A 21,003-nucleotide genomic window follows, 5' to 3' on the forward strand; every position below is an offset into this window, starting at 1 on the left:
TGTCCCCGCTCTTCGTAGCGTCCGCGCTCCTAGTCGTGAGCGCGATGCTTTTGCCTAAGGCCTTCTCGTTGCTGAACTGGAGGCCGAAGCGATGACTCTCGCTCCTCCGAACGATCTCGCGCGGGAGAACGCCTACCTGCGCCAGAGAAACCACCAACTCCAGAGCGATGTCACCGCGCTGTCGGCTGAGGTCGAACGCCTGAGGCAGATCGTGGAGCGCTTGCACGGCCGCGCCCCCATCCGGCCGCCAAATCCGCTCAGCGGAGGCCAGTAGTCATGTGGCGAAGGTGTGAGGCGGCGAGCGCGTCCCTGAAGATGAGACGTCCCGCCAGCTTGTCGCGATGAACCAAGCCTTCGTCACGAGCAACCTAATGCGGTCCAGTTGAAAGGACGTGCGATGCACAAGATGATTATGCCGACCGGCTCGACCGTTCGACTTACTGCCACCGCTGGGCCGCAGACGGGCGTCCATCGCTGGGCGGTTCAGGTGCATGGCGTCGGCGCGACGGCCGCGACGCCGGCGCGGCTCGTCTACGGCTCTCAGATTGGCGGTCAAGATCGTGAACAACGTATCGACATACCCGCGCAGGACATTGACTGCCGGCTCGAGGTGCGGGGGCAGCACGCACTGGACGGCGGCGAATGGCGGGACGACAGGCTGACCGTCCTGGACGATACGCCGAGCCAGTTGGACATCGGATTCTTCAATCCCGCACGCGCCGGCGCGCACGCGAACGATGTGCTGCTCAGCTTTGCGTTCGCACATCCTCATCCTCAAACCTGAAAGGCGCCGACGATGGCCAAAGGCCAGAAGCGATCCAGCCGGGAGCCGCGAAAACCCAAGCAGGCCCGGCCCAAGCCAGCCGCGGCGCCACTTGCGTTACCTGGATTTCCGGGACCGTTAGGAACGCGACCAAGATTCTCGTGTCTTGGTTCCGAGGCATCGCTCCAACCGAAGCCGATATCAGGGCCGAAATTTAGAGCCGCGGTGAGCGACATCGCGGCCAGCCGCTTGAAGGGGCTCTTCATGAACTCAAGGCTCCCTGCCTGCCGGCCGCGCGCACCGTCCTCTTAAGCGCTGGCGTGTGGAGACTTCAGGGACGATGAGTGCAAAGTTGGAGGACATGCCCGCGTCCGGAGCCCAAGCCGCTCTGCTTGAGGACATGGGTTCGGAGACCTTCGTCCTGAGCTCGAAGAAGCATGAGCGTCAAGGCGCGGCCATCAGCCCCCCGCAAGCATGCCGGCTAGAGCCACACGCATTGGGTAAGCATATCCGATCGCACGATCCTGGGGCGGGCGCGGCGCTTTAGGACGTGCTAGCATAGATCTATTAACTGAGGACGCCTCGGTGTCCCGATCTCGGCCGGGATACGTCTTTCGCTTCGCGAGACTCCGGGTTTTGGAGGGACAGCCATCGCTGCTCGGGCCAAGATTGATCCAGATGCCGGCATTGCGTTGGCTTTGGCCGTCGTCGGTTCCTCGACCGCGCCACTGATCCTCCTCGACGGCGACTTCAGGGTCGTGGCGGCGAGCGCGTCATTCTTCCACGCTTTCCAGCTCGCTCGCGGGGAAACGGAGGGGCGTACCATTTTCGAACTGCGCTCAGGTGATTGGAATGTCCCTCAGCTGCGGACTTTGCTGAAAGCGACGGCGGCCGGAGTCGCCCAGATCGACGCCTATGAGATGGATCTGATGGGCGACTGGACCGAACCGCGACGTTTGGTGGTCAATGCGCATAGGCTCGACTACGGCAATCCAGAGCACGTTCGAATCCTGCTCTCAGTGACCGACGTCACCGACGCGCGGCTCGCCGACAAACTGAAGGAAGACCTCCTTCGAGAAAAGGTCGTCCTCCTTCAGGAGATCCAGCACCGAGTGGCAAACAGCCTTCAGATCATCGCCAGCGTGATCCTCCAGAGCGCGCGCCGCGTGCAGTCGGAAGAGGCGCGGAGCCATCTGAAGGAAGCTCACAGCCGGATTATGTCGGTTGCCACCCTGCAGCAGCAGTTAGCCGCATCTCGCCTGGGCGACGTCGAGCTGCTGGGCTATTTCACGCAGCTTTGCGAGAGCATCGGCGCATCGATGATCCGCGATCCCGGCCATTTGAGCCTGGAGGTGGACGTGGATGCTAGCGCCGTTCCTGCGGACACTTCTGTAAGCCTTGGACTGGCGGTCACCGAACTCGTGATCAACGCGTTGAAGCACGCCTTTCCCAGCGCGCAGCCAGGCAGGATCGTGGTCGGGTACCACGCGGACGGCCCAAACTGGACATTGTCCGTCACGGACAACGGGGTCGGCATGCCCAAGGACGCCCCGAGCGCCTCTCCCCGTCTTGGGACCAGCATCGTCGCGGCGCTCGCAAGCCAGCTGCGCGCACGCGTCCAGGTCGCGGACGCGCACCCTGGGACCGCTATTTCCTTGGTCCATACCCACGCGACGCCAGTCGAGCTGCAGAGTTTTCAATCATAGGCCGAGGTCTCGAAGCTGGACGATTAAAAGTTCAATCAAGTTATCTCCTGGCCGACCTGCATGGCGGAGGACCTAGCGCATCACTACATGAGGTACGGGCGAGGCTCGAGCTGCGAGTCGGCCCCGACCAAGGAACACACAATGTTCCCATGGAGGTCAGAATGGCCGTCGAAAACACCGACCTGGAGCGCCGCGTGCTGGCGCACGAACAGATCCTTCAGGCCCTAATGGCTCAGTTGGCGGAAGGGCAGCCCGGCTTTTTGAGCCGAATGCATGAGCGTTTCGCCAACACGCGCCGCGGGGCACACGAGCACGACTACGTCGAAACCGCCGACTACGCCGAGGCCTTCTTGCACGAAGTGGCGCGGCTCGGACGCCTTCAAGACGCGAAAGCCGCCGAGCGGCCTTCCGTGAGGTCCCACTCGAACACGCCGGTCGCGAAAGCCAGCGGCCTCCATCCGCCCATTGCGATCCGCACCTCGCGGGTGGGCGGGGTCTGGCACGTAACGCGCGACCACGTTTTCCTTGGAGACTATCTGGCGGAAGGTCCAGCTCGGGACGCAGCGACAAAAGCAGCGCGCGACATCGCTGATCAGGGCGGTCACGCGGAGCTGATCTTCGAGGCGCCACGATAGCCGCGAGTCGCCTCCGCTCATCGGCGGGCGAACGGCCGTTGTTCCGGTGATATTGGGCGGCTGACGTCACGACCAGGCGCTGCGGACCGACCGGAAGGCAATGATCATGTGCGCGCTGAATCTACGGCATGAACTGCACGACGAAGAAGCCAGGCTACTGGCCGAGCTGAGAACCCTGCGCCGAAGTCAGCGGGCTCTTGCGCCAAACGTCGTCACTGCGCCGCTCACGCTCGGCCAGCGTATTGCGGACCTGGTTGCAGCGACCATGGGTTCCTGGCGCTTCATTGTGATCCAGTCGGCCTTGCTAGTCCTGTGGGTGACGTTGAATATCACTGCCTATGTCCACAAGTGGGACCCCTACCCCTTCATCCTGCTGAACCTGGCGCTCTCGTTCCAGGCTGCCTACGCGGCTCCATTCATCATGATGAGCCAGAATCGCCAACAGGACGTGGACCGCCGGGAAGCGGCCAACGATTATAGAATCAATGTGAAGGCCGAGCTCGAAATTGAGCTCCTCCACGAGAAAATCGACCAGCTACGTGAAAAAGAGGTCCTTGCGCTAACCCAAGCCGTGCAGAGCTTGACTGCACTACTCCGAAAGACGTGACCGATTCCGAATGGCAAAGTCGACATCATCTAGGGCCATTGGCCGATTATATGGGACTATTCGGCGCGGTTGCGCTATTAGAACAATGATTGAGAGTGGCTGACCGCCCCTCAGGGACGGAAAGGACACGCGCAGCGTAGCTCTGGCCCCGGTCCTGAAAGCTCACCCTCATGAGCACGATTTCTCAAAGAATCCATCGCTCGCAGATGCCGGGCTATTGGGCAGTCGAAATCCGACAGAGCGAGGCTGCCGGACCCGGACAACGGTACCTCTGCCAGGCGCAAGATGATCCTTCTGCCGCCGCGATTGCCGGACGCCTGATGGTTCGGGACTCAGCGTCCGAGGTTTCAATACTACTGGCGAGAACCGTCGCCGATCCGGGGGAATGGGCGCAATTGATAGCAACTCACGATCATTCGGAACGTGACGCGGCGACCGAACGGGGCGGCGCGTGAGTGGCACCCTCCGATGCGGAACAGGATACACCTTTCGCGGTCGCGAGACGTCCAAGGCATGCCAAGCCTCGCAATGATAGGTTCGATGGCGAGTTCCAGGGGGCATTGCGCCAGGAGAACCAGCGCATTCTGCACTGGAGTCCCAATTCGGCGAGTGAGGTAGCGTAACCGACGCCATTTCAAGGGCGCGCGCGGATCCTCAAGAATAGCAACGCGGAAAGGGGGGCATGATGCCACCTGAGAGGCCACTTTCCTAAAGGCGCTTGAACGCGCCGGGCGACCAACTCGCCCGGCGCGCTGATCTCGGCCGATCTGATAACGACCGGCCTAGCGGGCTCCGCGCGGGTTCGCCGCCATCCCCGCCACCGCCCTTGATCCGCCCCACACGACGGCGTCTCCGACGGTCCCGGCGCTTGAAGGGTCCCGGTCCCCTAGTTTGGCGCCGCGGCGCTCACCTCGGCTGGCAGATTGGTGAGCTCGGCGATCGCCTGGAACTCGGTGAGGTATTCCGGGCGCTGTTGCGCGAGCCAGCGAACGACGCGCGCGTTGCCGAGCAATCTGGTGAGGTAGGCCTTGGCGACCGTGAGATGCAGATTGTCGAGACCGAAGGTCTCTTCGACCGACTTGATCTGGACCTGCAGGCTGGCGAGTTCGCGCTCCAGCCGCGCGACCTGCTCGCGCGTCACCGCGTTCGTCGCGGCGCCCTTGCGCCGCGGCTTGGCAAGCTGACCCTCTGGCGTCGCCGCCAGCATAGCCATGGCGATCGGCTTTCCGAAGTTGCCCTGGTTGATCATCATCTGGGCGGTCTCGAGCTGACGGAACGGCGCCATTTTCCGCAGCACGTCGAAGACGGCCATCGGACAGGGCGTGTCCTTGAGAAGCTCGGCTGTCTCCTCGCAGATCCCGTCCATCAACTGCGCGCGCCGTTGGATGGACTGCGCATTGATGCCAAGCGCCCCGGCCAATCTCTCCGGCGCTACGCCACGTTCGATGGCGCGGACTACCATTCGGTGCTCCTGGGGCGCCGACAGACGACTGATCCGCTTGTTGTAGGTGAAGGTGTCGTCGTCGGTAGCGACCAGACAGGTCACCTCCGTTTCGCCGAGGTCCTTCAGCGCCTCGATCCGCAGGTGGCCGTCGAGCAGGAGGTGGCGGCTTGGATCAGCCGGATCTCCAATGACCACCGGCGGTTCGACCAGGCCCACCGCCTGCACCGAAGTGAGAATCTGCCGGTACTTCGAACTGAGTTTCACGCTGGGCCGCAGGCGCTTCATTGGTGTCAATGACGCGATCGGCAGACGGACACCACGCCGCTCGAAGGCGAGCCGTACTCCCGCCAGGTTCGTCTGGTCGCTCATCGCACGCCGCCCGCCACACGGGCGTCCAGGGCTCGCGGCATGGTGTCCAACTGCTCGGCGCGTAGGAGGGTGGCAAAGGCCTGGTCGGCGCGCAGTTCCTTCAACGCCTGGATGACGAACAGAAGCCGGCTCTGAACGAAATCGGCCTTCTTGGTGATCAAGCGCTGCCGGTCCGCCTCGCGTCGAAACACCTCGACCAGTTGCTCCGGAGTAGGTCGTCTGCCATGTGACGCTCGGCCGAAGCGCGCCTCGGCCAATCCACTCTTGCGCCGCCGCTGGTCGAGCAGGCGGCGAACGATCTCGACGTTCCGCCCTTTGATCTTTCCATCTGCATAGGCGTCGGCAAGAGCCTGCTGGATGCCAGCGTCATCGCTGCGCGCGATCGTCATGGCGAGGGTGATTGGAATTATGCCGCTCTCCACAGCGGCGATCAGACGCTCCTCGCCCTTCTCCAGGAGCGTGATGATCATGTTCACCCATGAGGGCGATGTCCCGATCTTCTGGGCGATCTCGGCGTCGGTGTAACCGCGCTTCCGCAGCTCGCCGACCTCGCGCAGATTATCGACGCCCCGATGTTGGGGCCGGGCGATGTTTTCAATGAGGCTTCGGACAAGGCAGTCCTCTTCCGGCATGTCGACGACAATCGCCGGGACTTGGCTCTGCCCAAGCGCCTGGAACGCCTCGATCCGGCCCTCACCACACACGAGGTCATAGCGAACTTGGCCGCCGGGAAGCCTGCGACGCGCCACCGTAATCGGGCGCTTCAGCCCGATCTCCTCGATGTTGTCGGTGATTTCGCGATGGTTCTTCCGGTTGCGGGCTCGCGGATTGAGGACGCCAATCTGATCGATCGGGATCATCTCAACGATGATGTCGGGCTGGTCCATCACGCCGCCTCCGCGAATGGAATTCGGGCCGTCAGCGCAAACAGGTCGCTCAGGTCGTCGAACCTGTAGGCGTCGAGCGACAGGCCATTTTCCTCCGCCAGCCGCAGCCGATCAGAGATGAGATCGATGCGCGGGAAGAAATAGAAATCCAGTATGGCGCGATTGGCGGCGTCCATCCGCACCGCGATGGTGATGTCGGGGGCAAGGCTGGTGTCGAAGTGCAGGCGCCAACGATAACTGCCCGCCTGGGTCTGACGGCAACGGGCGATGACGATCGACAGGGTGAGTTCATCGTTGACCCGCAAGAGACCATCGGGCCCGGGACCGGCGACCGTGCCGCCCGCCTCGCGCACGCCCGCTACGACCTGCGCCACCACGGTTGGATAGAGGTCTCGCAACCGGGCATTGATGCGTAGGTAGCGGTAATCGCGCTGGGGACGGTAGCCGATCAGCTGATAAGCGCGCAGCAGGCTCCCGAACCGAGAGCGGTAGGCGCTGCTGGACGGCATCGCCTCCTCCTCGTCGATGATGAGCCCCGACAGCGGCCCCTTCGTCTCAAAGAGCCGGCGCAGCTTGGCCAGCATCTCTTCGTCGGTGAACCGCCGCGAACGTTCGAGGATGATCTGGCGCGCCTGTTGGAAGAGATGTTCGGGCACGACCGGTTCAAACGCGCCTTCGGCGCGAACCCACATCTCGGGCGGATTTCGGACCCGCTTTTGCTTCAGCTTGAAGGAGGAGCGATTGAAGACGTTATGGCCAACATACTTTTCGTTGGTGAGCAGCTGATGCACAGCGCCGCGCGTCCACGGGCGACCCTGGTCTGCTGCGACACCCTCTACGTTCAGCTGGTCTGCGATCGCCCGCTCGGTCATGCCCGTGACGACGAAGCGCTGATAAACTTGTTTGACGATGGCGACTTCGTCGGCGGGCCCCGGCACCAGAATGACCCGGTCGGTCTGCAGGCTCTTGTGCTCGCCCGGGCCGAGTATGCCCTTGGCTTGGCCCTTGTCATCGACCAACAAGCGGCGAAGCCCATAGCCCGCCACTCCGCCCTGGCGGAAGCCGAGTTCGATCAGGCGGCACTGACCAGCGAAGACCTTTGAAGAGAGCTCGCGGCTATACTCGCCCGCCATCGCCCGCTTCACGCTCTTGAAAATGGTGGCCATCGGCGTGCCGTCATTCTCAAACGGCTCGGCGCAATAGACCACGCGCACGCCGGCTCGGCGGCACAGGTATTCGTAGTAGGCGCTTTCGTCCGCGTCCTGGAATCGCCCCCAGCGACTGATGTCGTAGACGAGCAGGACCTCGAAGTGGGCGGACCGACCCTGAATATCTTCGAGAAGCCGCTGAAGGCCTTCGCGGCCGCCAATATTGAGCCCGCTCTTACCCTCGTCAGAATAGGTCCGAACGATCTCCATGCCGTGGGTCTCGGCATACTTCAGAATGGCGTCGGCCTGGTTCTCGGTGGAGTAGCGCTGGTGGTCTGTCGACATGCGCACGTACTGAGCCGCGCGCAAGCGCGTCTCGCCCGGCTTGGAGGCATCAACTTCTGTGCCACCGGAAGCGGCCATTGCCGCTCTCCTCAATCATGATCTCATGATTTTAAGGAAACAGATTGTTACGTTCGCCGCAAGCTCGTAGGAATGCGCGGCGTAAACCTAATGCTTAAGCTCAAGCTCGGAGCAAGCTGAGCCTTTATCGCTAGAGAGGCGTAGGAGTAGTTCTGACTGCAACTCCTTCGGCATTCGCCGATAGGCAGCGACCAGCTGTTGCTCATCGGTTGACAGGTCGGATGTCTCGTCCGTGACGATGGACCACGGCGCACAATCAAGGACCGCGGCCAGGCGCTTCAGCCAGGTGACTGTAAGCTGCCGCTTACCCGTTTCCAGGTAGCCAATTTCCTGAGGGGTCACATCGACGCGCCGCGCAAGCTCGGCGACACTCAGTCCCCTTGCCTCACGAATGGACTGCAGCCGATTTGGAGCGGGATGGGCCCTTCGCAGTCGTGAGGAATGAGCGGGTCGCGACGCGGAACTCACGCTGAAGCCACGATGCGATGGAAGCCAATTGAGACCAACCGCGCCGACGCGACTTCAAAGGGACGCGCCCGGCTCGGAAAATACAATAATATTCTCAATTGCTTGCGCGCCATCCCGCCCTAGAAACACACGCCCTCGACTGTATCGAGGAGGCCCGATTCAGGCTGATTTGTCTCCCATTTTTCGGGAGACCCTTTGCCCAGCGACTGCACACACGACCATTCATTCCCCCGCCAGCGCGGGGTGAATTTCCCGCCAGACAATACCTGCGAGAAGTCCGCCGCTTAGGCGGATGATTCGTCGTGCGCCGGACCCTCCGAGAGCCGGCCGCGCTACGCTCCCAGCCCCGATCAAACCAGCGGCGATCGCTGTTACTTCCTCTCAGAATACGCCTTGCCCGCCGCGGCCGGATGGCCAACCGCCGAACCCGTCACAACCTTCGCGGTCGTTGGGGTTCCATGCACAAACCGCTCCACGGGGTTGTATCTTGGCAGGTTGGGATCATCGCCCGCTGGCGTACTGCGCCATGAGCATCACTTGACAATGCTACGCTCAAGCCAGACCGTCTAGAACAAAATGGAAACAAACAACATCGACGGAATGCGTGATGATTGACCTCTTGAGACGCATTTTAGGCCGATCGAAGCTTGACCGTCCCAGCGGGGCGCCCTCCGGAACCGCCACGGAGGTGCTTGAGGAGATGCGCGCGCAGAGCCGCCCTTGCCTACGGCTTCTTCCAGGTGGAAGCGGGTCGTCCAGACTCGGGGGCTCGGCATCGACAAGCGGTGCTTGGCCGCGGCATGGCGGGCGCCCTCTCAGCCTCATCGCCCAACTCGATTTGGCTGAGATGCGTGCGGCCGGCAGCCCAGACTGGTTGCCCGCCGAAGGGAGACTGCTGTTCTTCTACGAGCTCGAACTCAGCTCCTGGGGTTTCGACCCAAACGACGCCGGTAGCGCACTGGTGCGCTATGAGACCGCCATAGGCGACGACGTTGCTGAACCCGACGACCTTCCTGCTCATGGGCGCTTCGACGCCTATCCGATCACGTTCGTCGCCGACATTTCGCTACCCAGCGAGGAGCGGCTGACGATCGATTGGAAGACATTGTCCGCTCAAGAACAGGGCAAACTTGAAGCCGCCGTTGAGGCGGCGACACCGGCAGAGCCAGCACATCAGATCGGCGGCTATCCCCTTACGGTTCAGGGCGACAACATGGAGTTGGAATGTCAGCTTGTTACGAGCGGGGTCTATGTTGGCAATTCCAAAGGGTACAGCAAGCCGAACGTCGAGGCCGCCAAGCCAGGCTCTACTGACTGGCGCCTTCTACTACAGCTCGACACCGACGACACAGTCGGAATGATGTGGGGCGACACCGGCCGATTGTATTTCTGGATCCGGGAACAGGACGCTCGTGCGGGCGACTTCTCCAAAACCTGGACAATCCTGCAATGCCACTAAAGATGCTCCGGGGCTGACCTTTAGCTGAGGCGATTCATCAAGCTGCGGATTCGGAGACCGCTCGCTCGACGCCTACATCAACGACCATTCATTCTCCCTGCTGCCACAGGCGAACTTCCTCCCCCGAAAAGCTGTCCGAAACCGGTCTCAAGGGTCCACGCGCTCGCCCCGCCCAGCCAAAAAAAACTTCGAACATCCGCTTTCGGCCTCGAACGGAACCCCTTATAAGGCGCCCTCCTCAAGTCGGAGTGTGGCTCAGTCTGGTAGAGCACCGCGTTCGGGACGCGGGGGTCGCAGGTTCAAATCCTGCCACTCCGACCATTCATCCTCCCTGCGAGGCGGGTGAGTTCTTTCTCCAAGCGATTATGATCCGCCCCACGGTCGGCTCCGAAGGGCAGACGCGGGCGACGACGGCGCAATACGTTTGAATCGTACCGAGCGCGGCCTGGGAGACGGCGCGGCCGCCAAACGGATCTCCCAAGCCCTGGAGTCAGCCTCGAGGGCGTCAATCGAACGCCAGGCGGCGGACGACCAGCACCCCGCCGCGATAGGCCATCTCCTCACGCTTTCGGGCCTGGATCAGCGGGCTGTCGGCCACGTCGCCCAGCGCGCGCTCGGCGTTTACGAATGAGCCCACCGCCCACTTGTCGCCGATGGGCGTCATCATCATGAGCGCGACGCCGACATTCTGCAGGCCGGCGCCCGGCATATAGGTTTCGAGTCCGGTGACCGCGGCCTCGTGCTCATCGACGCCCAGATAAGCGTTGTTGGACTTTGCGTCCCCGCCGCGCAGATAGACCGTGCTGACCAGCAGGCCCACCGGCGTCACCGACTGATTGGCGACCGAGACGTAGTAATCGGTTCCGTCCGTCTGACCGCGAATGTCGCGCATGACCCGCCCACCGATCGAGATGTTTCCGGGAGCACGGACGAATCCGTAGAGGGCGAGATCGGCCCCGAGGTCGGGCAGTTCCAGGCCCTCGATGGTGGATTGGCCGGAATAGTGCGGGCGGATCTGGACGCCGGCCCTCACCCGGTCCGACTTCACGACGTTGTAGCCAAGCCCGTCGAGCGGATTGCCGTAGATCCGATCACGCCAGTTGAAGTCGCCCCAGGGAGTGAAGTTCAGCCGCTCGGACTTCCCGCCTGTGGGGCTGAAGCCGTAGACCACGCCCCCGCCGATGTTCATCGACAGCTCCGGCTGGGCGATGACGGGCTTGAAGGGTTGGGCCTGCGCCCAGGCGCTCCCCGCGGTTGCGCCCATGGCCAAGGCCAAGGCGGCGACAGCTACTCTCACTGCACTCACCATAAAAAAGACGCGCCGGCCGGGGCCGACGCGTCGCACTCAAAGACTGCGCCTCAGGACGCCTTTTCCCAACCCCCGCCGAGCGCCTTGAAGAGGGCGATCTGGTCAGTGGTCACCTGGGCGTCGGACTGCGCCAACTGAGCCTCCAGAGAGGCTAGGTTGCGTTCCTGAACCAGGACGTTCAGCAGGCTGTCCGAGCCCGCCTCCAGGCGCAGACGCGCCAGCTTGGCAGCCTTCTCGCCCTCGTCGCGGGCCCGCTTCAGCGCCGCGCGCCGATCCAGCTCGCGCGCATAGGCGTTGAGCGCCGTCTCGGTTTCCTGGAGCGCGGTCAGATTGGCCTTCTCGAAGCTCGCCAGCGCGCCTTCGGCGCTGGCCCCGGCCTGCTTCACCCGCGCGCGGGCGGCCAGGATGTTGGGGAAGCTCCAACGGATCAGCGGGCCGATGCTGAACTGGTAGTCGTCGCCAAGATCGCCGGCGTTCTCCGCGATGGTGGAGATGCCTCCGCCCAGCGAGACCGAGGGATAGAGTCCAGCCGTGGCCACGCCGATCCGCGCAGTCGACGCGGCCAGTTCGCGTTCCGCCTGGCGGACGTCAGGACGACGCGCGAGCATGCCCGCGCCGTCGCCCACCGGAATGAGCCGGCGGACCTGGGGCACGGCGGCGCAGTCAGCCGCCGCGGCCGGCGCCTCGCTGGGCGCCTTGCCGAGCAGGAGCGCCAGGCGGAAGAGCGCGGCGGCGCGCTGCGCCTCCAGGGGCGGCAGGCTGGCCTTGGTGGTCTCGAGCTGGCTGGCGGCGCTGGCCGTGTCCAGCGCGGTGCCGCGGCCGACCTCGAGCTGGCGCGCGGTCAGGTCGTAGGTGTCCTGCTGCAGCGCCACCGAGCGCTTTGCCACCGCGATCTGGGCGTTGGCGGCGCAGGCGTCGGCGAAGGCCCGGGCGGTCTCGGCGGCGACCGACACCCGCACCACGTCGAGCGCGGCCTGGGCTGCGGCCGTGTCGGCGCGACTGGCCTCCAGGCTACGGCGAACGCGGCCGAAGAGATCGACCTCATAGGACACGTCGAGGCCGACCGAGTACTGGTCCATCTCCGCGAACTCGCCAGGCGTGAGTTGGCTACGCACCCTTTGCGCGCCGGCCGAGGTCGTGGTCGAGGGCAGCAGGCTTGAGCGCGTCTCGCTGAGCACCGCGCGCACCCGGGCGAGATTCGCGGCCGCGACGGCGATGTCCTTGTTGGCGGCCAGCGCCTCCTGAACCAGGGCGTCGATCGTCGGGTCCTGAAACAGCCGCCACCAGTCGCCCGGAGGCGCGTCGGCCGAAGCGACCGCCGTCTCGGCCGAGACGAAGGCGCCCTGCCCGGCCGCGACCGGGGCCGGAACCTTGTAGCTGGGTCCCACCGCGCAGGCGCTGAGCGCCGTCGCGGACATCAGGACGGTAACTAATGCGCGCCGGATCACTTGGCGCCTCCTTCGTAGTCGAGCGGATGGTGCGGCGTGCCGCCACCGGTCGTGGGATAAGCCTTCTCCTTGCCCTTGGGCTTGGGCAGGCGCGCGGCGAGCTGACGACAGATCACATAGAAGACCGGAGTGAAGATCAGGCCGAAGATCGTCACGCCGATCATGCCGAAGAACACCGCCGTCCCGAGGGCCTGACGCATCTCGGCGCCGGGACCGGTGGCGATCGCCAGGGGCAGCACGCCGAGGATGAAGGCGAACGAGGTCATCAGGATCGGCCGCAGACGAGTGCGCGCCGCGCGGACCGCCGCCTCGAACCGGTCCACGCCGTCGTCTTCCTCCGCCTGCTTGGCGAACTCGACGATGAGGATGGCGTTCTTGGCCGCCAGAGCGACAAGCACGATCAGGCCGATCTGGGTCAGGATGTTGTTGTCCTGGCCCCGCAGGTTCACCCCGACGATCGCCGCGAGAATACACATCGGCACGATCAGGATGACCGCCAGCGGCAGGGTGAAGGCCTCGTACTGCGCGGCGAGCACCAGGAAGACGAACACCACGGCCAGGGCGAAGATCAGCGTGCCGGAATTGCCCGCCGCCTTCTCCTGATAGGCAAGCTCGGTCCACTCGTAGCTGAAGCCCGGCGGCAGCACCTTGGCGGCGTGTTCTTCCATCTGCTTCAGCGCATCGCCTGACGCGACGCCCGGAGGCGCCCCGCCCTGCACCTCGGCGGCCGGGAAGAGGTTGTAGCGCACGACCCGGATCGGGCCGGTCTCGTCCTTCACGGTCGCCAGGGAGCCGAGCGGGACCATCCCGCCGGCCGCCGAACGCACGCGGATATTGGCGATGTCGGCCGGATCGTCGCGCGCGTCGGACTCCGCCTGGGCGGTCACCCGGAAGGTGCGGCCGAGCAGGTTGAAGTCGTTGACATAGGTCGAGCCGAGATAGGTGCCCAGCGCGCTGTAGATGGCGCTGGGTTGCACGCCCATCAGCAGGGCCTTGTCGCGATCGACCTCCGCGCTCACCCGCGGCGAGCCGGTGTTGAACTGCGAGAAGACGCCGACCGTCGTCTGCGGGGTCTGGGCGGCGGCGCCGACCAGGCCGTTGGCCGCCTGCTCGAGGGCGTGATAGCCGGCGCCGGAACGGTCCTGCACCATCATCTTGAAGCCGCCGGCGTTACCCATGCCCTCCACCGGAGGCGGAGCCAGGAAGAAGATGTTGGCTTCCTGAATGCCCGCCAGGCGTCCCATGACCTGACCGGCCATGGCGTCGGCGCTCATCTCCTTGCCGCGCACGGACCAGTCGTCGAGCTTCACGAAGAACACGCCGCCGTTGGACATGGCCGAGAAGCTGGCCCCGTCGAGCCCCGCAAAGGCCGCGACGCTTTCGACGCCCGGGGTTTCTTGGACGATAGCGCTGGCGCGCTTGACCACCGCGTCCGTCCGATCGAGCGAGGAGCCCGGCGGAAGCTGGACCACGCCGATCAGGAAGCCCTGGTCCTGCTGCGGGATGAAGCCGGTCGGAGTGGCGGTGATGCGCCAGCCGGTCATGGCGATCAGGCCGCCATAGATGACCAGCACGATCACGGTCGCCCGCACCAGGCGACCGGTCATCTTGCCATATCGGTCGCTGAGCCAGTCGAAGCCGGCGTTGAACTTGTGGCCGGCCCACCGCAGCGGGAATAGCCAGCGCGGGCCGTGGTCGGGCGTATGGGCCACGTGCGGCTTGAGCAGGATCGCAGCCAGCGCCGGCGACAGGGTCAGCGACACGATCAGCGAGATCACCGCCGCGGCCGAGATGGTCACCGCGAACTGGCGGAAGAACATCCCCGGAATGCCCGGCATGAAGGCGGTCGGCACGAACACGGCCAGCAGCACCAGCCCGATGGCGATCAGGGCGCCCGACACCTCGTCCATGGTCCGGTAGGCTGCCTCTCGTGGAGTGAGGCCGTTTCGTATGTTCCGCTCCACGGCCTCGACCACGACGATGGCGTCGTCGACCACGATGCCCACCGCCAGGACGAGGGCGAACATCGAGAGCGAGTTCAGCGAGTAGCCAAGGGCTAGCTGGACGGCGAAGGTGCCGACCAGGGCGACCGGAATGGCCAGGATCGGAATAATCGCCGCACGCCAGGTCTGCAGGAAGATCATGATCACGATGACCACTAGGATCACCGCCTCGAAGAGCGTGCTCTTCACGGAGTCCACCGAGGCCTGGACGAACTCGGTCGGGTTGTAGGGGATCATGTACTCCACGCCCTGGGGCATGGAGGGCTTCATCTCCTCGACCGTCCTCAGCACCTCGCTGGCGGTTTCAAGGGCGTTGGCGCCGGGCTGCTGGATGATCGCCAGGCCGATGCCGCGATTGCCGCTGAAGTAACCGCGCATCCCGTAGTCCTGGGCGCCGAGTTCGACGCGGCCGATGTCGCGGACGCGGGTGATGCGGCCGTCGGCGTCGGTGCGGATGACGACGTTGGCGAATTCTTCAGGATCGGACAGGCGGCCTTCGACCTGCACCGGCAACTGATAGGCCGCGCCGGTATTATTCGGAGACTGGCCGAGGGCGCCGCCGGCGGCCTGGATGTTCTGGGCGCGAAGGGCGTCCACCACCTCGTCGGCGGTCAGGTTGCGCGCAGCGGCCTTGCCCGGGTCGATCCAGACCCGCATCGAGTAGAAGCCGCCGCCGAAGATCTGCACGCCGCCCACGCCCTTGATCCGCAGCAGGCGGTCACGGAGCGTCGAGTTGGCGTAGTTGCCGATGTAGTCGAGGTCGGCGTTCGGATCCTTGGAGGTCAGCGCCACCAGCAGCAGGAAGCCGGAGAGCTGCTTGTTCACGGTGACCCCGACCTGGCGCACCTGTTCGGGCAGGCGCGGTTCGGCCAGGGCGACCCGGTTCTGGACCAGCACCTGGGCTGCATCGAGGTCCGTGCCCGGCTGGAAAGTCACCGAGATCTGCGCCATGCCGTCGGCGGTGGACGACGAGGTCATGTAGAGCATGCCCTCGACGCCGTTGATCTCCTGCTCGATCGGCGCAGCGACCGTCGCGGCGAGTGTCTCGGCGGACGCGCCGGGATAGGTGGCTGTCACCGCGATCGTCGGCGGGGCGATGTCCGGATACTGCGACAGCGGCAGCAGCGGCAACGCGAAGGCGCCGATCAGCGAAATGAAGACAGCGATCACGCCCGCGAAGATCGGGCGGTCGATGAAGAAGTGCGAAAAGCGCATGGTCCGTGCCTGTCCTTGGCCTTAGCGGCCGCTGGCGGGCGTGGCGCTGGACGCCACCGGAATGGTCACTGTAGTCGTGGTCTTGGCTGCGGCCTTGGGCTCGATCTTGACGACCTTGGCCTTGACCTTCTGGCCCGGGGCCATCAGGCGCACGCCGCCGTTCACGATCACCTTGTCGTCGGGCCGGACGCCGGTGCGGATCACCCGCAGGCCCTGGCTGACCGGACCGAGGCTGACGGTCTTCATGGTCACCGAGCCGTCGGGCGCGACGACGTTCACGGCCTTGCGGGCGCCGTCGGCGACGATGGCGTCCTCCGGAACCAGCAGCGCGTCATAGGCCTGACCGCCTTCGACCTTGGCCTTGCCGTACATTCCCGGCTTCAGGAAGCCGTTGGGGTTCTGCACCACCGCGCGCATGCGGACCGCGCCGGAGCTGTTGTCCAGAGCGTTGTCGGTGAAGTCGATGGCGCCGTTCCAGCGATACTCGGCTTCGTCCTGCAGGCGAATCTGCACCCGGCCGCCCTTGCCCGACTGCCGCTGCTCCTTGAGAAGCTGGGCCTCGGAGGCGTCGAACACGAAATGGATCGGGCTGGTCGAGACGATGGTGGTCAGGACGTCGGCGGTGGAGGCGCCGCCGGAGATCACGTTGCCCGGGTCGACGCGGCGATCGGACACGACGCCGGAGGTCGGCGCGGTCACGCGGGTGAATTCGAGATCGAGTTCGCGGGCGCGGACGCTGGCCTGCGCCACTTCGTTGGCGCTGCGCTTGGCGTCGTACTCCTCGCGGCTGATGGCCTGGACCTTCAGGAGAGACTCTGCACGCGCCATGTCGGCGGCGGCGAGCCTGGCCTGGGCGCGGGCGGCGGCCAGCGCCGCCTCGGCGGGGCGAGGATCGAGAGTGAAGAGGAGTTGCCCCTTCTTCACGTACTGCCCTTCGCGGAAGTGGGACGCCTGGAGATAGCCCCCGGCGCGGGCGCGCACATCGACGCTCTCCGGCGCTTCGAAGCGGCCGGTGAAGTCGTCCCAGTCCACGACAGATTGCCGCAGCGGCGTGGCCACCGAGACTTCGGGCGGCGGCATCTGGGGCGGCCCGTCCTTCTTGCCGCAACCAGCCAAAATCAATGCAGCGGCCGCCGTTGCGACCAACGGCGCGAGAAACTTACGCATGAACAATCCCACGGGCGGGGGGAGACGCCCCAAGTCAACGGTTGATGACTTTTAGCTCGACTATGCCTACATATGTCAACAGTTGATGACTACAAGGGAGCCGTCTGGAGAAATGCCCGGTTTTCCCGCGCCGTCGCGCGGACGCAACGCCGCCGCCACGCGCCTGGCCATCCTTGACGCCGCCAGAGACCGTTTCGCGAGAGAGGGTTATGACGGCGCGAGCCTGCGCGAGATCGCCTCCGACGCCGGCGTCGATGCGGCCCTGGTTTCGCGCTATTTCGGGTCGAAGGAAGAGCTTTTCGTCGAGGTCCTGAACTGCGCGCCGGACGGGACGGACATGTTCGAGGGCGAGCTGAGCGGGTTCGGCGAGCGGGTCGCCGCCGAGCTTCTCGACGATCCGGACACGCGCGACGGTATCGACTACCTCCTCGTGATGCTGCGCTCGGCCTCCTCGCCGGCCGCGTCCGGACCACTGCGCCGGGCGATGCACATCCACTTCCACGGCCCCTTCGCGGCCTATCTGGGAGGCCCTGACGCCGAGGTGCGCGCGCGCCTGGCCGGCGACCTGATCATGGGCGTCGCGATCTCCAGGGCGATCACGCCCGACCATGACCTCGACGAAGAAGGCCGGGCCCGTCTGCGCAAGCGGCTTGCGGCCGTGCTCCAGGCGGCCGTCGATCCCTAAAGGTTCGGACGGCCCATAAACCCCTCTCTCCTGGAGGTCGAGCGATCGCACTCGCCCTCTGGAAACGCTGATGCGTATGGATCCTCAGCGCGCTGACGCGGCCGAGGATGACGATCTGAAGGAAGAGCCGGGGGCATTGTCGCCCTTGTCACCGACGCCCCAAACGCAAATCGGCCGGCCCCTTTCGAGGCCGGCCGACGGCGATTGCTCGTCTGCGAGATCCTTAGAAGGACTTGCGGACGCTGACGTACCAGTAGCGGCTGTAGGGCTGGTAGAGGTCGCCCATGTAGCCGGCCGACTCGAGAGGCGGCTTCTCGTCGGTCAGGTTGCGGACGCCGATGCGCAGGCGGGTGTTGGCCGCCAGGCCTTCGGTGAACTCGTACTGGCCGTAGAGGTTGGCGGTGATCTGCGAGTCGACCACCCACGGAACGCCCGCGGAATCCACCAGGTCGAAGTCGTTCACCTCACCCACGTACTGGGTGAAGGCGCCGACCTGCCATTGCTCGTAGGACCAAGTCGCCGAGGCCGACCACTTCCATTCCGGACGGCCGTCGCGACGGATCAGGTCGCCGCCGCCGCTGATCGAGATGGCCGGATCGATTTCGCCAGCTTGCTGCGCCGCCAGGAGTTCGGCGACGCCCGCCGACGGCGAGCGATAGAACTTGATCAGGTGGGCGGCGTTGAAGTTGACGCTGAAATCGCCCCACTCGGTGCCGCGCAGGTTCCACATCACGCCGATGTCGAGACCCCGAGCCTCTTGCGGCAGCAGGTTCTGATACTGGTCGGTGACGTAGAGGATCTGACCGGCCGGAGTCAGGCCGGTGCCCGCGAACGCGGCGATGTCGTCGGCGGTCGGAGCCGCACGGACGACGGCGTCGTAGGACGAGCCGTTCAGGCGAGCCAGATAGTCGGCGGTGATGGCGTTGCCGCCGCCGAACAGGCCGACGATACCTTCCTGCTTCACGCGCCAGTAGTCGACGGTGAAGGTGAAGCGGCCGAACTCTTCAGGAACGAAGTGCGGCTCGTAGACCAGGCCCAGGCCCCAGGTTTCCGACTCTTCCGGCTTCAGGTCGGCGTTGCCGGACCGGCGCTCCGAGGTGTTCGGACGCACGCAGGCCTGCAGGTTCGCCAGGCGGCCGGCGCGGACGTCGGCTTCACAGCGGTACCAGTCGGCGCGGCCGTTCGAACGGGTGACGAGGGTGGCGTTCACCTGCTCCAGGTTCGGGGCCTTGAAGCCCTGGGCCCAGGAGCCGCGGAAACGGACGCCGTCGATCACGTCCCAAGCCAGGGCGACCTTCGGCTTGGCCACGTCGCCCACGTCGCTGAAGTTCTCGTAGCGGCCGGCGATCTGGGCTTCGAAGTTGTGGACCAGCGGGATTTCCATGTCCGGCGAGATCACCGGGATGGCGAATTCCACATAGGCCGAGGTGACGTTGCGCGAACCCTTGGTGTCCGGCGACGGGCTGGTGCCGACCAGGTCGTTGCCATAGGTCACGCCGGTGAGCGAGTTGGTGTAGGTGATCGTGCCGTCCAGACGGTCGTCGCGGTCGTCCTTCTGGGTTTCACGGCGATGCTCGATACCCGCGGCGAAGCCGAGATCGCCGCCCGGCAGGGTCAGCAGGTCGACCTTCGAGATCTTGAAGTCGGCCATGGCTAGCGAGCTGGTGCTCTTGCGGGTGGTCTTGACGCGGATCGCGTCGATCGCCGCCTGCGAGCTCGGAGCGCCGTCGCCGATGCTCGGGGCGCCCAGGGTGCCGCCGTTGAACGGGTTGTAGGCGTCCGGGGTCGAGAGAGCCATCTGCCGTTCCAGCAGGGTGGCGCTGATGCCGTCGGAGACGTCTTCGACCTCAGCCTGCGAGTAGAGCAGCGCGCCTTCCCAATGGAAGCCGAACTTCTCGCCGCGCAGACCGGCCAGGAAGCGCCACTGGGTGTTCTCGACATCCACGTGGTTGGGGCCGACGTCCGCGAAGTTGTACGCCGCCATGTTGGAGCCGACGCCTTCGGGGCCGATGCTCAGGCCGGCCAGGCGGTTCGGATTGGCTTGGCCGTTGGCGAAGGTCGTCGGGCCGAAGGGGTTGTAATAGTTGCTCGCGGCGATCGCGATCGGCATGGACGACAGGTTCGTCGTCGAGGTCTGCAGGGCGTGGGTCGTCGCCGTGTAGTAGCCGACTTCGCCGAAGGCGGTCATCTCTTCCGTCAGGTCGTACTTACCGGTCAGGAACAGGTTGACGCGCTCGGTCTCGGGCATCACCGACGGATTGAAGCTGGCCGCGGTGTCGAAGCGCAGGTTGCGGTCGGCGCCGGTCGCGCCGGTCGCCGCCGCGCCGGAGGCCAGGCAGATGCCGCCGCCCAGTTGCGGGCCGCATGCGGCGTTGAAGGACGGCTGGATATGATAGGCGCCGGCCGACGAGGTCAGGAGCGCGCCGTTCTGGCGAACCGCCTGCAGAGCCGTCAGGCTGCTCCACGGGGTCGCGGTGGTGCGGTCGTCCAGGGTGGTGTTGCCCGCGTAGTCGGTGCCGGCGAACAGCGGGGTCTTGTTGTCGGACGAGGTGTAGTCCTGATCCCAGGCCTTCAGCGCCGAGCGGTTGGTGTAGTTGGCGAAGAGGCTGATGTTGCCCCGGCCCTCGTGGAAGTTCTTGCCGGCCTGCAGGCTGAGCTGGCCTTCGCGCAGGCTGGTGCCTTCGGCCGCGCCGTACTGGGCCTCGACGGTCAGACCGTCGAAGTCGTCCTGCAGGACGGTGTTGACCACGCCGGCCACCGCGTCGGAGCCGTAGAGTGCGGCCGCGCCGTCGCGCAGCACTTCCATGCGCTTCAGCCCGTTCACCGGGATGGCGTTGGTGTTGTAGGTCAGGACCGGGACGAGGTTCTCGTCGGCGCGGCTGGTCGGGTGAGCCACGACGCGGCGGCCGTTCAGCAGCACCAGGGTGTTGCCGACGCCCAGGTTGCGCAGGTTGACCGAGCCGACGTCGCCGCGGGCGCTGTTGCTGGAGTTCGGCAGGTAGCTCGAGTTGAAGCTGACGTCGCCCATCTGCGGGATTGAGCGGAAGAGGTCGTCGCCCGAGGTGGCGGCGACGCTGCTGAGCTGCGACTGGTCCACGACCGTGACCGGCAGGGCCGCGGTGACCTTCGCCCCTTCGATCTGCGAACCGACGACGACGATCTCTTCGACGGCGTTGTCCTGCGCGGCCGCCGCGCCGGCCCAGGAAAGGGTTCCGAGCGCAGTGGTCGCCAGGATGGCCTTACGCCATGGCAAGCGAGTACTCATTG

The 21,003-nt window shown here is 65.2% G+C and carries 17 protein-coding genes and 1 tRNA gene; 8 read left to right on the forward strand and 10 right to left on the reverse strand.

Annotated features, from left to right (window positions below):
• Positions 1-91: 91 nt before the first annotated feature.
• Together ABID41_RS02985 and ABID41_RS02990 are read left to right on the forward strand one after the other, a co-directional pair.
• Positions 92-274, forward strand: coding sequence for a hypothetical protein (locus ABID41_RS02985; protein WP_354297165.1), 183 nt, complete (start codon positions 92-94; stop codon positions 272-274).
• Positions 275-397: 123 nt separating this feature from the next.
• Complete coding sequence (locus ABID41_RS02990; protein WP_269628557.1) at positions 398-784, forward strand: hypothetical protein; 387 nt, start codon at positions 398-400, stop codon at positions 782-784.
• On the opposite strand, the gene ABID41_RS02995 is transcribed toward ABID41_RS02990, so the two are convergent.
• Positions 775-1,029 (reverse strand): hypothetical protein, encoded by a 255-nt coding sequence (locus ABID41_RS02995; protein ID WP_269628556.1) that lies wholly within the window; start codon positions 1,027-1,029, stop codon positions 775-777. The two genes, ABID41_RS02990 and ABID41_RS02995, sit on opposite strands and share 10 nt — an antisense overlap.
• Before the next feature lie 432 nt (positions 1,030-1,461).
• Between ABID41_RS02995 and ABID41_RS03000 the strand changes: the two genes are divergently transcribed.
• From ABID41_RS03000 to ABID41_RS03010, 3 genes are all read left to right on the forward strand, one after another.
• Positions 1,462-2,469 (forward strand): sensor histidine kinase, encoded by a 1,008-nt coding sequence (locus ABID41_RS03000; RefSeq protein WP_269628555.1) that lies wholly within the window; start codon positions 1,462-1,464, stop codon positions 2,467-2,469.
• A gap of 161 nt (positions 2,470-2,630) precedes the next feature.
• Positions 2,631-3,104 carry a hypothetical protein gene (locus ABID41_RS03005; protein WP_269628554.1) on the forward strand — a complete coding sequence of 158 codons (474 nt, stop codon included), beginning with the start codon at positions 2,631-2,633 and terminating at the stop codon, positions 3,102-3,104.
• A 106-nt stretch (positions 3,105-3,210) separates the two neighbouring features.
• Entirely contained in the window at positions 3,211-3,711 is a 501-nt protein-coding gene (locus ABID41_RS03010) for a DUF1003 domain-containing protein (protein ID WP_269628553.1), read from the forward strand.
• Positions 3,712-4,597: 886 nt separating this feature from the next.
• On the opposite strand, the gene ABID41_RS03015 is transcribed toward ABID41_RS03010, so the two are convergent.
• The 4 genes from ABID41_RS03015 to ABID41_RS03030 form a co-directional block, all read right to left on the reverse strand.
• Complete coding sequence (locus ABID41_RS03015) at positions 4,598-5,524, reverse strand: plasmid partitioning protein RepB C-terminal domain-containing protein (protein ID WP_354297166.1); 927 nt, start codon at positions 5,522-5,524, stop codon at positions 4,598-4,600.
• On the reverse strand, positions 5,521-6,411 hold the full coding sequence (locus tag ABID41_RS03020; RefSeq protein ID WP_269628551.1) for a plasmid partitioning protein RepB C-terminal domain-containing protein: 891 nt from the start codon (positions 6,409-6,411) through the stop codon (positions 5,521-5,523). The genes ABID41_RS03015 and ABID41_RS03020 overlap by 4 nt, the downstream gene beginning before the upstream one ends.
• The gene (locus ABID41_RS03025; protein WP_354297167.1) at positions 6,411-7,982 is read right to left on the reverse strand and encodes a recombinase family protein; all 1,572 of its coding nucleotides are present in this window, start codon (positions 7,980-7,982) and stop codon (positions 6,411-6,413) included. The genes ABID41_RS03020 and ABID41_RS03025 overlap by 1 nt, the downstream gene beginning before the upstream one ends.
• Before the next feature lie 87 nt (positions 7,983-8,069).
• Complete coding sequence (locus ABID41_RS03030; protein ID WP_354297168.1) at positions 8,070-8,450, reverse strand: helix-turn-helix transcriptional regulator; 381 nt, start codon at positions 8,448-8,450, stop codon at positions 8,070-8,072.
• 700 nt (positions 8,451-9,150) lie between these two features.
• On the opposite strand from ABID41_RS03030, the gene ABID41_RS03035 reads away from it, so the two are divergent.
• Both ABID41_RS03035 and ABID41_RS03040 read left to right on the forward strand, forming a co-directional pair.
• Positions 9,151-9,909, forward strand: a complete 759-nt coding sequence (locus ABID41_RS03035; RefSeq protein ID WP_331928360.1) for a YwqG family protein — start codon at positions 9,151-9,153, stop codon at positions 9,907-9,909.
• A 244-nt stretch (positions 9,910-10,153) separates the two neighbouring features.
• A tRNA-Pro gene (locus ABID41_RS03040) sits at positions 10,154-10,230 on the forward strand.
• Between the two features lie 184 nt (positions 10,231-10,414).
• Here the strand turns inward: ABID41_RS03040 and ABID41_RS03045 are convergent.
• From ABID41_RS03045 to ABID41_RS03060, 4 genes are all read right to left on the reverse strand, one after another.
• Positions 10,415-11,206 (reverse strand): MipA/OmpV family protein, encoded by a 792-nt coding sequence (locus ABID41_RS03045; protein WP_331928356.1) that lies wholly within the window; start codon positions 11,204-11,206, stop codon positions 10,415-10,417.
• Positions 11,207-11,268: 62 nt separating this feature from the next.
• On the reverse strand, positions 11,269-12,636 hold the full coding sequence (locus ABID41_RS03050) for an efflux transporter outer membrane subunit (protein ID WP_354297169.1): 1,368 nt from the start codon (positions 12,634-12,636) through the stop codon (positions 11,269-11,271).
• Positions 12,637-12,662: 26 nt separating this feature from the next.
• Positions 12,663-15,884, reverse strand: coding sequence for an efflux RND transporter permease subunit (locus ABID41_RS03055; protein ID WP_331929735.1), 3,222 nt, complete (start codon positions 15,882-15,884; stop codon positions 12,663-12,665).
• A 21-nt stretch (positions 15,885-15,905) separates the two neighbouring features.
• The gene (locus ABID41_RS03060; RefSeq protein WP_354297170.1) at positions 15,906-17,051 is read right to left on the reverse strand and encodes an efflux RND transporter periplasmic adaptor subunit; all 1,146 of its coding nucleotides are present in this window, start codon (positions 17,049-17,051) and stop codon (positions 15,906-15,908) included.
• Between the two features lie 112 nt (positions 17,052-17,163).
• On the opposite strand from ABID41_RS03060, the gene ABID41_RS03065 reads away from it, so the two are divergent.
• A complete protein-coding gene (locus ABID41_RS03065) occupies positions 17,164-17,736 on the forward strand; it encodes a TetR/AcrR family transcriptional regulator (RefSeq protein WP_331931253.1) in 573 nt (190 codons plus the stop codon).
• Positions 17,737-17,959: 223 nt separating this feature from the next.
• Here ABID41_RS03065 and ABID41_RS03070 read toward each other — a convergent pair whose 3' ends face one another.
• On the reverse strand, positions 17,960-21,001 hold the full coding sequence (locus ABID41_RS03070) for a TonB-dependent receptor plug domain-containing protein (protein WP_354297171.1): 3,042 nt from the start codon (positions 20,999-21,001) through the stop codon (positions 17,960-17,962).
• Positions 21,002-21,003: the final 2 nt, after the last annotated feature.

This window comes from Phenylobacterium koreense (assembly GCF_040545335.1).
In the GTDB taxonomy this organism is placed as follows: Bacteria; Pseudomonadota; Alphaproteobacteria; order Caulobacterales; family Caulobacteraceae; genus Phenylobacterium; species Phenylobacterium koreense.

Coding starts and splice junctions, on each gene's coding strand:
- ABID41_RS02985 (WP_354297165.1), top strand. CDS start 92: ATGACTCTCGCTCCTCCGAACGATCTCGCGCGGGAGAACGCCTACCTG.
- ABID41_RS02990 (WP_269628557.1), top strand. CDS start 398: ATGCACAAGATGATTATGCCGACCGGCTCGACCGTTCGACTTACTGCC.
- ABID41_RS02995 (WP_269628556.1), bottom strand. CDS start 1,029: ATGAAGAGCCCCTTCAAGCGGCTGGCCGCGATGTCGCTCACCGCGGCT.
- ABID41_RS03005 (WP_269628554.1), top strand. CDS start 2,631: ATGGCCGTCGAAAACACCGACCTGGAGCGCCGCGTGCTGGCGCACGAA.
- ABID41_RS03010 (WP_269628553.1), top strand. CDS start 3,211: ATGTGCGCGCTGAATCTACGGCATGAACTGCACGACGAAGAAGCCAGG.
- ABID41_RS03015 (WP_354297166.1), bottom strand. CDS start 5,524: ATGAGCGACCAGACGAACCTGGCGGGAGTACGGCTCGCCTTCGAGCGG.
- ABID41_RS03020 (WP_269628551.1), bottom strand. CDS start 6,411: ATGGACCAGCCCGACATCATCGTTGAGATGATCCCGATCGATCAGATT.
- ABID41_RS03025 (WP_354297167.1), bottom strand. CDS start 7,982: ATGGCCGCTTCCGGTGGCACAGAAGTTGATGCCTCCAAGCCGGGCGAG.
- ABID41_RS03035 (WP_331928360.1), top strand. CDS start 9,151: ATGCGCGCGCAGAGCCGCCCTTGCCTACGGCTTCTTCCAGGTGGAAGC.
- ABID41_RS03050 (WP_354297169.1), bottom strand. CDS start 12,636: ATGTCCGCGACGGCGCTCAGCGCCTGCGCGGTGGGACCCAGCTACAAG.
- ABID41_RS03055 (WP_331929735.1), bottom strand. CDS start 15,884: ATGCGCTTTTCGCACTTCTTCATCGACCGCCCGATCTTCGCGGGCGTG.
- ABID41_RS03060 (WP_354297170.1), bottom strand. CDS start 17,051: ATGCGTAAGTTTCTCGCGCCGTTGGTCGCAACGGCGGCCGCTGCATTG.
- ABID41_RS03065 (WP_331931253.1), top strand. CDS start 17,164: ATGCCCGGTTTTCCCGCGCCGTCGCGCGGACGCAACGCCGCCGCCACG.
- ABID41_RS03070 (WP_354297171.1), bottom strand. CDS start 21,001: ATGAGTACTCGCTTGCCATGGCGTAAGGCCATCCTGGCGACCACTGCG.